The sequence below is a fragment of the Paenibacillus sp. FSL F4-0243 genome, from assembly GCF_037963295.1.
Classification (GTDB): domain Bacteria; phylum Bacillota; class Bacilli; order Paenibacillales; family Paenibacillaceae; genus Paenibacillus_AQ.
Map to the genome: position 1 here is coordinate 5,863,599 of NZ_CP150151.1, position 13,696 is coordinate 5,877,294.

The 13,696-nt window shown below is 44.3% G+C and carries 15 protein-coding genes and 1 other annotated feature; of the genes, 9 read left to right on the forward strand and 6 right to left on the reverse strand.

Annotation, left to right across the window (positions count from 1 at the left end; translation table 11 throughout):
- Nucleotides 1-10: 10 nt before the first annotated feature.
- A complete protein-coding gene (cyoE, locus tag NSS87_RS26065) occupies nucleotides 11-943 on the reverse strand; it encodes a heme o synthase (protein ID WP_042191612.1) in 933 nt (310 codons plus the stop codon).
- A gap of 241 nt (nucleotides 944-1,184) precedes the next feature.
- Here cyoE and NSS87_RS26070 point away from each other — a divergent pair, with 241 nt between their 5' ends.
- Together NSS87_RS26070 and NSS87_RS26075 are read left to right on the forward strand one after the other, a co-directional pair.
- Nucleotides 1,185-2,186, forward strand: coding sequence for a metal-dependent hydrolase (locus NSS87_RS26070; RefSeq protein ID WP_042191614.1), 1,002 nt, complete (start codon nucleotides 1,185-1,187; stop codon nucleotides 2,184-2,186).
- 108 nt (nucleotides 2,187-2,294) lie between these two features.
- Entirely contained in the window at nucleotides 2,295-2,483 is a 189-nt protein-coding gene (locus NSS87_RS26075) for a hypothetical protein (protein ID WP_042130914.1), read from the forward strand.
- 1 nt (nucleotide 2,484) lies between these two features.
- Here the strand turns inward: NSS87_RS26075 and trpS are convergent, their stop codons facing one another.
- Nucleotides 2,485-3,471 (reverse strand): tryptophan--tRNA ligase, encoded by a 987-nt coding sequence (gene trpS, locus NSS87_RS26080; RefSeq protein WP_042191616.1) that lies wholly within the window; start codon nucleotides 3,469-3,471, stop codon nucleotides 2,485-2,487.
- A 61-nt stretch (nucleotides 3,472-3,532) separates the two neighbouring features.
- Nucleotides 3,533-3,771: a binding site (T-box leader), on the reverse strand.
- Between the two features lie 134 nt (nucleotides 3,772-3,905).
- Between trpS and NSS87_RS26085 the strand changes: the two genes are divergently transcribed.
- A complete protein-coding gene (locus NSS87_RS26085; protein WP_076300354.1) occupies nucleotides 3,906-4,880 on the forward strand; it encodes an aldose 1-epimerase in 975 nt (324 codons plus the stop codon).
- Between the two features lie 202 nt (nucleotides 4,881-5,082).
- On the forward strand, nucleotides 5,083-5,313 hold the full coding sequence (locus NSS87_RS26090) for an alpha/beta-type small acid-soluble spore protein (protein WP_042130917.1): 231 nt from the start codon (nucleotides 5,083-5,085) through the stop codon (nucleotides 5,311-5,313).
- 149 nt (nucleotides 5,314-5,462) lie between these two features.
- On the opposite strand, the gene NSS87_RS26095 is transcribed toward NSS87_RS26090, so the two are convergent.
- On the reverse strand, nucleotides 5,463-5,873 hold the full coding sequence (locus NSS87_RS26095; RefSeq protein ID WP_094873297.1) for an O-methyltransferase: 411 nt from the start codon (nucleotides 5,871-5,873) through the stop codon (nucleotides 5,463-5,465).
- 361 nt (nucleotides 5,874-6,234) lie between these two features.
- Nucleotides 6,235-8,034 carry a M3 family oligoendopeptidase gene (locus NSS87_RS26100; RefSeq protein ID WP_042191623.1) on the reverse strand — a complete coding sequence of 600 codons (1,800 nt, stop codon included), beginning with the start codon at nucleotides 8,032-8,034 and terminating at the stop codon, nucleotides 6,235-6,237.
- A gap of 118 nt (nucleotides 8,035-8,152) precedes the next feature.
- Here NSS87_RS26100 and NSS87_RS26105 point away from each other — a divergent pair, with 118 nt between their 5' ends.
- Nucleotides 8,153-8,344 carry a YycC family protein gene (locus tag NSS87_RS26105; RefSeq protein WP_042130920.1) on the forward strand — a complete coding sequence of 64 codons (192 nt, stop codon included), beginning with the start codon at nucleotides 8,153-8,155 and terminating at the stop codon, nucleotides 8,342-8,344.
- Nucleotides 8,341-8,571 carry a hypothetical protein gene (locus NSS87_RS26110; RefSeq protein WP_042130921.1) on the forward strand — a complete coding sequence of 77 codons (231 nt, stop codon included), beginning with the start codon at nucleotides 8,341-8,343 and terminating at the stop codon, nucleotides 8,569-8,571. The genes NSS87_RS26105 and NSS87_RS26110 overlap by 4 nt, the downstream gene beginning before the upstream one ends.
- A 92-nt stretch (nucleotides 8,572-8,663) precedes the next feature.
- Here NSS87_RS26110 and NSS87_RS26115 read toward each other — a convergent pair whose 3' ends face one another.
- Nucleotides 8,664-9,374, reverse strand: a complete 711-nt coding sequence (locus NSS87_RS26115; RefSeq protein ID WP_076285264.1) for a DUF2225 domain-containing protein — start codon at nucleotides 9,372-9,374, stop codon at nucleotides 8,664-8,666.
- Nucleotides 9,375-9,410: 36 nt separating this feature from the next.
- Nucleotides 9,411-9,794 carry a globin gene (locus tag NSS87_RS26120; protein ID WP_042191628.1) on the reverse strand — a complete coding sequence of 128 codons (384 nt, stop codon included), beginning with the start codon at nucleotides 9,792-9,794 and terminating at the stop codon, nucleotides 9,411-9,413.
- 412 nt (nucleotides 9,795-10,206) lie between these two features.
- On the opposite strand from NSS87_RS26120, the gene ylbJ reads away from it, so the two are divergent.
- From ylbJ to NSS87_RS26135, 3 genes are all read left to right on the forward strand, one after another.
- Entirely contained in the window at nucleotides 10,207-11,469 is a 1,263-nt protein-coding gene (gene ylbJ, locus NSS87_RS26125; RefSeq protein ID WP_339243428.1) for a sporulation integral membrane protein YlbJ, read from the forward strand.
- Nucleotides 11,470-11,545: 76 nt separating this feature from the next.
- The gene (locus NSS87_RS26130) at nucleotides 11,546-12,349 is read left to right on the forward strand and encodes an NAD kinase (protein WP_042191633.1); all 804 of its coding nucleotides are present in this window, start codon (nucleotides 11,546-11,548) and stop codon (nucleotides 12,347-12,349) included.
- A gap of 157 nt (nucleotides 12,350-12,506) precedes the next feature.
- Nucleotides 12,507-13,691: a copper amine oxidase N-terminal domain-containing protein gene (locus NSS87_RS26135; protein ID WP_339243429.1), complete on the forward strand. Its 1,185-nt coding sequence runs from the start codon at nucleotides 12,507-12,509 to the stop codon at nucleotides 13,689-13,691.
- Nucleotides 13,692-13,696: the final 5 nt, after the last annotated feature.

Consider the following 13,696-nt stretch of genomic DNA (forward strand, 5'->3'; position numbering starts at 1 on the left):
CTCCCTCTTCTTAACCGTGAATCGTATTCAATACAAGTACGATCAAACTAACTGTCAGGTAGTTAATGGAGAAGAGGAAATTCTTCTTCGCCCAGACTTCATCATCTTTAGCCTTAAAGCCCATCAAGGTCAATACTAACCAAGCCAAGGACAACGCTGATGAAATGATTAGAAAAAATATGCCTGCGTAATCGTAGGCGTACATTAACACTGGAATAGGCAGCAAAAGGGCTACATAAGGAATCATCTGAAATTTCGTACGTCGCGTCCCTTTAACTACAGGTAACAATGGAAATCCTGCCGCTCTATATTCTTCTTTACGTCTAATGCCCAACGCCCAGAAGTGAGGGGGTTGCCATAGAAACAACATGGCAAAGATCAGCCAAGCGCCTAGATCAACCGTTCCTGAAACCGCAACATAACCAATTACCGGGGGCATTGCTCCAGAAATCGCCCCTACGGAGGTGCTCCATGTTGATGTCCGCTTCAACCAAAGCGTGTATACTACTACGTAAACGAACATGCCAACAATTCCAAACAGACCGGCAAGCATACCTGAAAAAGCAAACAGCACAATCAAACCTGCAATACCAAGCCCAATGGCGTATAATAATACAGTGTTTGGTTTCAGTCGTCCTGTAGGAAGCCCCCGTTCACGGGTTCTTTCCATCTTCATGTCCAGATCCCGGTCGAAATAGTTATTAAAAACGCAGGCCGAAGCCATAACCAGCATTGTACCGAGCAGAGTCAGAACTAATCTGCCGTAATGAACATCCCAACCCGAGGCCAGCCAATATCCCGCAAAGGCCGCAATAAGGTTAGATCGGATAATACCGGGTTTTGTTACTGCAATGAAATCACGCCAGCTAGCACCTTCCGGTGGAGATTTTGCAGACATGGCTGCAGAGTCGGAAGAAGCTTGAAATGTTATATGATTGTCCACACCTAATGATCCTCCTTCTAAACGAACATGTAACGTTCTAACCGAAGTTTTTTAACTTCGCTGTTAACTTTATCATAACAAACCCGTGAAGACTTTGACAGTCATGGAACAGTAAGTTCATGAATTCGACAATTACGTGACAATATTTATTTTGTATTTATTTCAATCCCCTTAATAACCAGAGCTGTATTTGGGTAATTATTAAATAGAGAACTTCCGAACAACAAAGGAGAACTGACCAATGGATACTGCTACACATTTAGTTATGGGCCTAGGCTTAGCCGGGCTTTCCTTCGTTGATCCCATCGTTGCTTCTGATCCGAAACTGGCCGGGGCTGTTATGCTGGCAACAGTGCTCGCCTCTCAGGCTCCTGATGCCGATACTGCACTACGACTGAAGGACAATGCAATGTATATTCGAAATCACCGAGGAATCACACATTCCCTACCCTTTCTAATTCTGTGGCCTGCGCTGATTTCCTTCGTGTTAGGCCCCTTATTTGGTTTTACTGATTTACAAGCTCTAAGCCATATTGCGCTCTGGAGCTTCATTGGTGTAGGTGTTCACGTATTTTCTGATCTATTTAATACCTATGGCACTCAGGCTGCACGTCCATTCACGGAGAAATGGATTGCATGGAACATCATCCACATTTTTGATCCATTTATATTTGGTAGCCATATCGCAGCCATCCTTCTCTGGATCACCGGGATCATTCCACCGCAACCTTTATTTATTACACTGTATGCCTGTACTATTCTTTATTATATTTGGAGAACCGTCGTTCACGCACGTCTCACGCGTAATATTAAGCTTAAGGATTTACATCATAGTGCCGGCGAACGTTATATTGTAATCCCTACAATTTCACTAAAGCGCTGGAACGTAGTCAAGGTGAAAAAAGATGGCAGCTATGATGTTGGGCAGTTAGTCAATAACCGACTGGAATGGTTCAAACATGCTGTATGCTCGACTCATCCTGCTGTGGAGATTTCCAAGTCGCACCCTGATATTCAGTCCTTTCTATACTTCACCTCTTATGCAGTAGCCGAAGTCGAGGAACTCCCTTCAGGATATATGGTGCGCTGGGGGGACGTACGTTATTTACATCGCAAACAATACCCGTTTGTGGCTGTATTAGTGATGGACAATCAATATCGACCTTTAAATACTTATGTAGGTTGGCTTAGCAGCGAGAAGCTCGACAAACGATTTTCCATTGACCCTGGTTCTTTACGATGAAACTGTAGACTTACGCAGAGATCTATTCTATAATCACAAAAAATCCCGGAGTATTATTATCATACTCCGGGATTCATTTTAGCAGACATAGAAAGGAAGGCTCTCTTAATGGGTAAAGGACTTTCACTTTGGTTCGCTTGTTCTTCTATTCTTATTCTTACTGCCGCTTCAATCGCGATCAGTTATAGCTTTTGGTTGGCACTTCTGCTCGGGTTTCTCTGTGTCATGAATATTGGCTGGGGATTTATCCTCAAGGCCAAGATCAGACGCAAACAGGAAAGCCTAAGCGCTGATTAGATTAACGAGCTGGCAGAAATCCCATCCGCTCTTTAACTCCATTCAACGTCTCAGTTGCAACAATACGTGCACGACCAGCACCTTCAGCAAGAATATCTGTAATCGCACCCGAGCTACGAATTTCATTATATCTTTGTTGTAAAGGCTCAAGCGTAGATACAACCACTTCAGCAAGATCTTTCTTAAAGCCGCCATACATTTGCCCTTCATAACGATCGGCAATTTGCTGGAGTGTCATTCCAGAACATTCGGAATAAATACTCATCAAATTACTAATCTCTGGCTTATTAGCTGGATCAAAAATTACTTCACGTCCTGAATCAGTCGTTGCACGGCTGATTTTTTTACGGATTACGTCCGGTGAATCTAACAGAGCAATGTAGCTGCCTGCGTTAGGATTGCTCTTGCTCATTTTTTTGGTGCCATCATCCAGAGACATAATACGTGCACCCACCTCTGGAATGTACGGCTCCGGAATGGTAAAGAATTCGCCAAAACGATTATTGAAGCGACCAGCTAAATCACGAGTCAGCTCCAAATGTTGTTTTTGATCTTCTCCAACTGGCACAAGATCCGCATTATAAACAAGAATATCTGCTGCCATCAAGGAAGGATAGACGAATAAACCAGCGCCAACAGAATCTTTACCTGATGATTTATCTTTAAACTGGGTCATACGCTCCAGCTCGCCCATTGCTGTAAGTGTCGTCATGATCCAACCCAGTTCAGCGTGTTGTGGCACATGCGACTGCATATAGACATTAGAACGTGCAGGATCAATTCCTGCTGCAATAAAGAGGGCCGCTACGGATTCTGACTGTTCACGCAGTGCCGCAGGATCTTGTGCTACAGTGATTGCATGCATATCGACAACCATAAAGAAACATTGATGATCATCTTGCAGCTTCACAAAATTTTTCAGTGCTCCAATGTAGTTCCCCAATGTAAGTGAACCGCTTGGCTGAATGCCTGACATTACTTTTTTCATAATATAGACCTCCGTTTGATGTCATTTCTAAGTTTCCGAGAACGCAAAAAAAGCCTCATCCGCAAGGGACGTGAGACCGTGGTGCCACCCTTATTCGCTGCTTAATCTTGTTTGGACAAGAAAAAACAGCCTTAGTCTTCCGTTAACGGGGAAGATCCGGCCGGTCTACTAGGGTATCTAGCTCCCGTTCAAGCTCGGCGCTCAGGGGTCCATTCATCAGGTTTGTCCTACCGGTTCGCATCAACCACCGGCTTTCTGAAGGTGCAATGCCTGCCTACTTGTCCCCGTCATCACATTATCATCATGAATTAATGCCTTCATCATAGAACCATAAAGAGAAGTTGTCAAATCACTTAACCACTACCGTATAAATCTGTTATGATAAGGTTATCCATGTTCTATTCGATTACAGTTACGATAAAGGAGCATATCTCATGAAACAGGTGACCAAAGGGCAGTGGGGCGGTTATGATACTTATATTTTGCACAGCCGTGAACTGGAAGTCACGCTTTTGCCGCGACTAGGAAATAACGTGATTTCATTGTTTGATGTCAAGAAACAACGGGAAATTCTACGGCGGCCTGATGAAAGCGATCAAGCTTTCTTTATGCAAAAACCTTACCATTTTGGCATGCCGCTATTAATTCCACCCGGAAGAATTCGTAAGGGCCAATTTCAATTCGAGGGTACAAGTTATCAATTTGACCAGAATACCGCTAATGACAATCATATTCATGGTCTACACCGAACTCAGGCCTGGTGTGTCAGCGATATTGAAGAAGATGAGGATGGTTGCGCGGTCACTACTGAATTCCGAACGGAAGATGATCCACACTGGATGGAGCAATTCCCTATCCCACTTAAATTCGAAATGACGTTTAGGCTTCAGGAAGCCCGATTTACCCAAACTTTAAAGGTTACAAATCTTGGAGATCATCGAATTCCTTTTGGGATCGGTTATCACACCTGGTTTATGATTGATGGAGAACCTGAGCGCTGGAATCTTAAGCTCCCAGTAAATAGTATTTATGAACTGAACGATGAATTGCTCCCTAGCGGCAATCTGATTCCACTTGGTGATCTGGAAGCCTTGAACACCGGAATGAACATGCAGGGAACTAATTTTGATACTGCTCTACGTATTGGAGAAAAACAGCCTGTAGAAGCCTTATTATTACGTGATGATGGTTATGGCCTTCGTTATACTGCTGACGAGAATCTATTCCGTCACTGGGTGCTATATACCAAAGGACCGGCTGATCAATTTCTGTGTATTGAGCCCTATACATGGCTCGCGAATGCACCGAATGTATCCGAGGATGCATCCTTCACAGGTCTTTTAACGGTAGAACCCGGTCAAAGTCAGAATCTATCCACCGTGCTGGAAATGATCTATCCTGAGATTTAAAGCAGATATACATTATATCGGTCTTGCCTTGCGATTACGTAAGGGAAGACCGATTTTTTTGTGTAATCCCTAGTAATAAAGGATTTCTATCCTCACTTTTATTTCACTAATAATTACCATCCTTAAAACCTTTCGAAGTGATGCATGAATTAACCTCTTAGCGCTCATACTATCTTCACAACGGGCGAAGGAGGTGACACACATGGGTCAAGCAGGTCAAGGTCGTAGCAGCCGTTCCAATAACCTGGTCGTTCCTCAAGCAACTGCGGCATTGCAACAGTTGAAATATGAAGCAGCACAGGAGCTTGGAGTAACGATCCCAGCTGACGGTTATTACGGGAACTACACTTCTCGCGAAACTGGTTCTCTGGGCGGTTACATCACTAAACGTCTAGTACAACTGGCAGAACAACAACTGTCTGGTCGTCAGTAACAACGTTATCTTAAGTGTTTTATCCGGCTAGGGCGATATCAAGCATAAAGCCTAAAGCCGAGTAGCTTTTGAGCCCTCTCACACTTCTTTCTGAAGCTGTGGGAGGGTTTTTGATTTTCACAATTATTGAAATTTTATGTAAACAACGCTTAACCAAAAAACTGTTCAGAACTTTCAGCATAGGCATTACGAGGCGATCGAATCATTAGATTCGCCATATTATAATTGGACTCCAATGTAGCATCTACAATCACCATTCCCTGTCTAATGGCGAATTCATAAGAAATCTCACCATGCGTCCAACGCCGCTTGTATTTCAGGCTTTCCAGCGCCATTAGTCGAAAAGAAGACTGTTGTCCATCTGTCATCCCTTCTTTTGCATCAGTGAATCCCCCGCTTCGCCCAGAAAGAGGATTATGTCGTATCCCGAATTTTCCGATCATGTTATTTCGTATTTGCACAAAAACCGTACCAGAAGTTAATCCCGATAATTCTTCCTGCAGCTCCTTAAACACCATATCCATCTGTCTCGCTAATGATAGTTGTTCCGTCTTAAGCATTACTTTTCCTCCTAAAAGTTTTGTGAGCATAGCTTGATTTGAGTGCACTTCGCAAAACTGACTTCGTAAGCGCTTGCTTATTTTTTTGAGTTTAGCCAAGTGGTACTCTAGCGTGCCTTATATAAGGCTTAAGACTCATTATAGGTTACTAACAAATGGCAAACAACATTATTCGGCAAAATTGGGTTATTATCCCTATATATGCGCGAAATCCATAGATTAATCGCATATTTCTTTTTATAAATCGTGATTTTTCGACATTTTATCATCAAAAAAAGCCCCTGTATCAGGGGCTTTTGCGTGTTCATGCTGAAAAATTGTTGTTTTTTCTACCGCTAAATTTGTCTTAGTTTAGACTTTTTCAAACTAATTGCTCCGTCATCTCCAAGAACTCATTAATGTCAGCTACAATCAGATCTGTAGCGCCTTGCCAGAAGTCCGGCTTCGTAAGATCCACACCCAGATGCTTAAGTACCAAATCCTCTAAAGTCATCACACCAGTATCTTGCAACAAGCTATCATATTTGTCTGCAAAGGACGCTCCTTCTTGCAGAGCCAGTCGATACAAGCCTGTGCTGAACATGTAGCCAACGGTGTAAGGGAAGTTATAGAACGGCACATCTGTGATATAAAAATGCAGTTTAGAAGCCCAGAAATGAGGATGGTATTCCGAAAGCACCCCACAGAAGGCTTCCTTCTGTGCTTCCACCATCAATTCAGACAGCTCCTCAGCATTTACAAGGCCTTCCTTACGTTTCTCATAAAAACGAGTCTCAAATAAGAACCGAGCGTGAATGTTCATAAAGAAGGCTACGCTGTTTTGAATTTTCGTTTCAAGCAACGCCAGTTTCTCTTCAGCGTTGCTAGCGGCTTTAACCTGAGCGTCAGATACAATGACCTCTGCGAAGGTTGAAGCAGTCTCTGCAACGTTCATAGCGTAGTTCTGATTAAATACAGGTTGATCATCCAGCAAGTAAGAATGATAAGCATGTCCCAGCTCATGTGCCAAGGTTGAAACATTGGAAGTTGTACCGCTATAAGTCATGAAAATCCGCGATTCCTTACTCTCAGGGAAGGATGTACAGAAACCTCCAGGACGTTTTCCCGGACGATCCTCAACCTCAATCCAGTTATTATCAAAAGCACGCTCTGCAAACTCTGCCATCTTCGGACTAAATTTGCGGAACTGGGTAACGATATCTTTAGCGGCCTGATCATATGGGATTTTACCTGAAGATTTACCCACTGGCGCTTCGACATCTACCCAAGAAAGAGCATCCAGTCCAAGCAGCTTAGCTTTACGCTGAAGATAGGTCACGAGTGCAGGCTTGCTATTCGTAATCACGTCCCACATCGCATTCAAAGTATCTTGTGACATGCGATTGATGCTCAGCGGATCTTTCAGAATATCTTCCCAACCTCTTCCTTTATAGAGCTTCAGACGGAAGCCTGCTAAGTGATTCAAGGTATCCGCACAGTTATCTGCTGCTTCGGTCCATGCTTCTTCCCATTTATGGAACATGGATTGACGTACTTTCGGATCTGGATCATCCAGCTTGTTAAAAGCTTGACCTGCGGAGAGGAGCTTTGTTCCTTCTTCATCCTCAAATGGGATCTTAATCGAGCTTACAATCGTATCATAGTGCCCGCTCCATCCATGATATCCGTCAACGGCTAGTTCTAGCGCTAAGCTTTCCAACTCTGGACTCATCTTCTCACGGGCCAAGTCACGGCTCTCGCTCAGCACGAACGTTAATGGAGCAATCTCCGGACGTGCCATCCACTCTGCCCATACCTTGTCTGTAGTCTGACGAAGCACATTACTGAATTGTGAGCTAATGCCTTCGAATCCGGCACGCATACTTGTCACTCGAGCCGCCAGTCTTACCGCACCCTTGTCCATTTGATTCTGAGCGCCCAGACAGTCTGCGAAGGAAGAGACCTCCACAAGTCTTCCTGAACAGCTCTGAAGCAGTTCTATAACCTCGTCCAGCGCCTTTGTAGACTCAACATCCGTTGGAGCTACAGCATTCTTCACCAGACCCTGTAAGGCTGCAATATCTTGTTCAAGATTCTTTAAAAAGCTTTCTAACTCAGTAGAGGACGATCCTCCAGGAAATATGGAATCAAGTTCCCAAGTCAGTGATAATGGTTGTTTCATGTCTTCTCACCATTCCTTTGCTCTCATTTGGTTTTCTTTGTAATTGACTTAACACCATGGTAAAGTGAATAACGATACCGGAACATTCATAGCCGATAAACTTTAGGAGGGCATCCATATGAAGCCACTACAAATTTCACCGGAAACAGCCATAACGTTATCCAAGCAACTAGGCGTTCCACTGGAACACTTGATGCATATGCCCCAACATATTTTGCTACAAAAAATAGCTGAGCTATCCAAAAAGCAGAATTCACCGCAAGCTGAGGATGGAAATGAAGAGTCTCCTTCTGGGAAGGATTCACAATGATTCCTTTTAGTCATACCTGGCCTTATGACATTATTTTAGGCGATATGTATGTGCAGTATTGCCCTTTCTGCAACTCGGAGAATGTTCTTCTCCCTATGAAGCCAAAAGAATTGCAAATCGTTCGTGACGGCAAGAAAAAACTACTTGTCTTCCCATGTTGCAGCGCCAGTCCCACAGTTGTAGATAACGACGGAGATTACCTCCTATTCGATCGGGCAGTCCGATAAATAGAAGGTCATCTAAATCCCAATCTTACCATTTTTATAAAGCGCAGACGAGAGCATTACTCTCTTCTGCGCTTTTTGTTGTTCGTGAAGCTTTAAGAACCTGAAGGCAATCCATCGGCATCAATATCTACAGCTTCGCCGCGCATTTGCTCTCTTAGCACAACCCACTGCTCCCTGGCAGCTCGAATCATCGCAGCATCCATAATCTTCTGATCATTAATCAGGCGGGAGAACCACATTACAGCCACAGAGAACTCTCCGATGCGCCTGTTAAGTTCGCCGATAAGATACATGAGCCGGGCATCATTGCCAGCTATTCCGTCTTTTTCGTATACCTTCACATATTCAGCTAATGAATAGCGCAAAAAGCGTTGTTCCTGTTCCGTATTCCCTTGATACCGATACAACCAGGCAATGTGATGAAGCAGACTTGCAATAATTCGATCCTTATCGTTAATACTTTGAGCGCATAAAAGCGCCAGTTTATAGGTCTCAAGTGCAGTTTCCCAGCTTCGTTTATCCCCAAAGTCACGGCTCTTCCATCGTTTTCCTACCTGTTCATTAAATGCTTTTCGCTGCAGATCCGTCAGCTTGTCCGCTGAATTTTCTGTAGAGGCAAACCCACAACTCGGGCAGACACGTACAACATAATAATCCGGATTCTCGTTTTTGTAATATGCGCAAAAATCAGCATCGCGGCGGATAGCCTTTTTTAGGCTAGGGCGTACGCGAGAGGTTGAAAATTCATGTTCACAATTGCAACATTTGACCTTAATAGAATATAGGGGTATTAACTCTGGCAAGTACTCTCATTCCTTTCAGGATCAACCTGTCCCTTATTATTCCTGGGGCATGTTAACAAAATGATGTGCGGGACCTGCAAGGCGGCTAAGGACGAACGAACGTAGCGGCTCTTCTACGCCGGTCTCCTCAAGCGCCTCTTTCATACACTGCAACCATTCTTCAGCACGTTCTGGAGTAATGGGAATATGCATATGCCTTGCTCTCATCATGGGATGTCCATGCAGTTCTGAATACAATGGGCCACCGCCAAAAAACTGTGTCAGGAATTGATACTGCTTCTCCAGAACAGGAGAAATGTCTTCAGGAAATAACGGACCCAGCTGCGGATGAAGCTGCACTTTGGCATAGAACACTTCCACCAATCGATGTAGCGCCTCAGCTCCTCCTAGGTTCTCATATATACTCTCATTTGGATTCATTGAGGTTACCAGCTCTCTTCCATATTAATGAAACGTTTCTTACTTTATTATACCAAAAAAAAGCACGGCTCGGATATCCGTCGAAAGTGCCCCTAAACGGCAGAAAAAAGACGCTAAACTATAGTTTAGCGCCTGGAGGTTATTGTCAGTAGGTCCGAAATTCTTCATCACCTGAAGGGACGAGAGAGACCCGGATCACATATACAAAAGCACAAACGAGAACTCCGGCTACAACGCTCATCGCCATCACTCCATCCCATTTATTCTTGTAACAGAGGGTGCATTTCTTATTTACATAATATCATATTTCGAACGAAAAAGCACCGATTTATGTAACCGCTTCCTTTATTTTTTTTGTGCTGTTTGTCCTTCTTTTCGCATACATCTAACCATAGATCAGGAGGCGTTAATTATGACTTTTAAAAAGATTGGCGGCCCACTGCTGGGATTAACATTGGCAGGCTGTATGCTGCTGATGTTGCTTCATCCGGAGGCATCCCTTGGCGCAGCCTTACGAGGCCTGGCCATCTGGTGGGATGTGTTATTCCCCTCCCTATTTCCATTCTTCGTCATATCCGAAATCATGCTAGGCCTAGGGATCGTTCATCTCTTCGGTGCACTGCTCGATCCATTGATGCGCCCTCTTTTTGGTATACCAGGTAGCGGCGGGTTTGTCGCTGCGATGGGATATGTATCAGGATATCCTGTTGGCGCTAAATTAACCGCTAAGCTGCGGGAACAGAATCTGATTAGCAGAGTAGAGGGCGAACGATTAGTCGCTTTCACAACCTCCTCTGACCCAATCTTTCTGTTAGGTGCAGTATCCGTTGGTTTCTTTCGAGACGCATCGTTGGGGCTCATCCTAGCCCTCGCCCACTATGGGAGCGGTTTGATTGTTGGCTTGCTAATGTCGTTCCATGGACGCAAAGAACAGAGATCCCCCTCCCAAGACCCATCCATAACTAGTTCTACTGCCCCCTCTGTTCCAGCCAAAAAAGGTTTTGGAAGAATCCATGCAGCACTTCTTGCCATGGAGGAGGCTCGGCGCAAAGATGGACGGAGCTTTGGGGAGCTATTAAAGGGAGCAATCCAGTCCTCGCTAAAGCTTATCATTGTCGTAGGCGGTTTGGTTGTATTCTTCAATGTGCTAATGGAACTGCTAGCCCGTGCCGGTATCCTATCCTCCCTCTTTAACATGACAGGACATCTTGTGTCCCTTGTAGGTGGTCCTCCAGAACTAGCTCAGGCTCTCATTAGCGGATTCTTTGAGGTGACGATCGGTGCCCGTTCAGCAGGTGAAGCTGCAGCTTCCATCCCGCTTCAGTTCAAGGTAGCGGCAGCTGCCTTCATTCTCTCTTGGGGCGGATTATCTGTACATGCCCAGGTGGCAAGTATTCTGAATGGTACCGGGCTGCGGTATCTGCCATTTTTGACTGCACGGCTAATTCACGCCATACTCGCATCAGGATTGGTCTTGCTGCTCTGGAACCCTGTGATGAACACAGGACTGTCTACCGCATGGGTATCATTACCAGCCTCTGCTGCCTTTACTCCTTCTGCCTCAGGGATTACGGCAAGCCTCGCCCTACTGAGCCTATTATTAACTGCTGCAATTCTAGTCTCACTGCTTATCCCTGTATTCATGACAATGATTCGATGGGTACGGCGAAGTTGATTAACATATTGTGTTCCGGGTCAAGATTGATTATGATCGGTGTATGACTGAATTATACAAAAGGAGCCTGTACATCTTGAGATATTATGTTCTGGACCGCGGTGATGAACTATCAATCAAACTTGCCGAGCAGTTTCACAAGCTGGCGGCGGAGCGGGACCTGCAACTGGATGCCGAGTCTCCCGAAATCGTCATCTCTATTGGCGGAGACGGCACAATGCTGCACGCTTTTCATACCTTTATCGATCAAATCCCCAATCTAGCCTTCGTAGGTGTGCACACAGGACACTTAGGCTTCTATGCGGACTGGCAAGCGGAAGAGCTACCCACCTTAATCGACTACATGTGCGGAACTGAGGATTCTGAGCCTCAGAAACCTCGTATCGTGAAATATCCGTTGCTTGAGCTGGAAATTCACAAGAAATCCGGTTCTTCGTCCCACATTGCCCTAAATGAATTTACCCTTAAAGGGGTAGATGGAACTATAATGATTCAAGTTGACATCAATGATGTTACCTTCGAAATGTTCCGGGGTGATGGGCTTTGTATTTCTACTCCTTCTGGTAGCACGGCCTATAATAAAAGCCTTGGGGGAGCCATGGTTCACCCATCTATAGAAGCGCTGCAGATTGCCGAAATCGCCTCAATTAACAACCGCGTATTTCGAACAATGGGGTCGCCATTACTACTGCCGAAGCATCACCATTGCGATATTCTTTCATGTAAGGATCAGCGCTTACTACTCACGATAGATCATAACAATATCCCAGTAGATGATCTGATTTCAGTACGCTGCCAAGTATCGGACAAGAAGGTCAGTTTTGCCAGGTACCGTCCTTTTCCGTTCTGGAACCGTGTACGTGAAGCTTTTTTAGTTTAAGATTAACCTTCGATCCAACGATTTTCAGTGGCTGGAGATATCCATTTCTCCGGCTTTTTTGTGTGACAAAACTAACACCAACTGATAGACTGAGAGAGAAGCCAAATGGTATAATGAGGCTATTTTACAAAGAGTTACATAAAAGGAGAGAGTACTGTTGAAAAGATTTTTATCCCTCTTAAGCATAAGTCTACTGGCCCTCATACTTGCGGTCCCGGCTTTTGCAGCATCGAAACCAATTGATGTTTATATTAACGGAAGTAAGGTTTCCTTCACCGCTGGATCCCCATACTTAGCGAACAATTCTGTACTTGTACCTTTCCGGGTTGTCTTTGAGAAGCTTGGACTTCAAGTTCTCTGGGATGCCAAAACTGGAACGGTAACAGGAAAAAGTTCAAATCTTGCGATTACCCTCAAAATTGGCAGTAACCGCGCTACTGTTAACGGAACCGTTAAAAAACTAACCACTGCACCAGTTTCCTCAGCCGGCACTACATACATCCCTTTGCGTTTTATCGCAGAGGCAACCGGGGGCACAGCTGTCTGGAATTCTACCAGTAGAAGTGTACAAATTACTACTCCTGTCTCCAAAGGTAAGGACGAAGCAGCCATTACAGCATTAATCCGTTTGTCTAATCAATATTTCAATGAAGAAAAAGCGACTAGCTTCTACTCCCTTATGGATTCGGAGTACTCTTACACGGACTCAGTGGCCGAACTCAATGAATCTTTTAAAGCTTTTGACATAAAGAATACTATTGATAGCTTGGAAATCCTCGACATTACAGCTGACGAAGCCACTGTGTATACGCTTGAAAGTTCACGCAGAATAGGTGGGGCTTATACTCCAGATACAGAGAATGAATACGTATATACCCTGGTCCGCAAGAACGGAAGCTGGAAGATTTCATCCGTGGAATCCCAAAGCTCGACCGTTCTCCTTACTCGTGAACAAGGTATAAAACCAGCAGCCAACATCCCTCAAAACGATGCGGATGCCATCAAAGGTACTATTAGCAAGTATTATCAAGCAATGAACGAACAGAATCCTACAGCAGTTCTTTCCACGATGACTTCATATGGAGAAGAATATGATTCCTCTCTCAAGGCAGATTTGGATGATTTCTTTGCTTCGTATGATATTACCTATACTCCAGGCATTTCAAATATTTATTATTACAGTGCCAAGGAAGCTGCTATATATGTAGAAAGCAAAGACAAGGAAGCTAGTGAAGAGGAGACTTATGAGCAGGGCCTTATCTATATTCTATCCAAGTCGGATACTGGTGTTTGGACAATCGATGACACATATAGCATCTACAATAAACTTGTGAAATCCTAATAAAA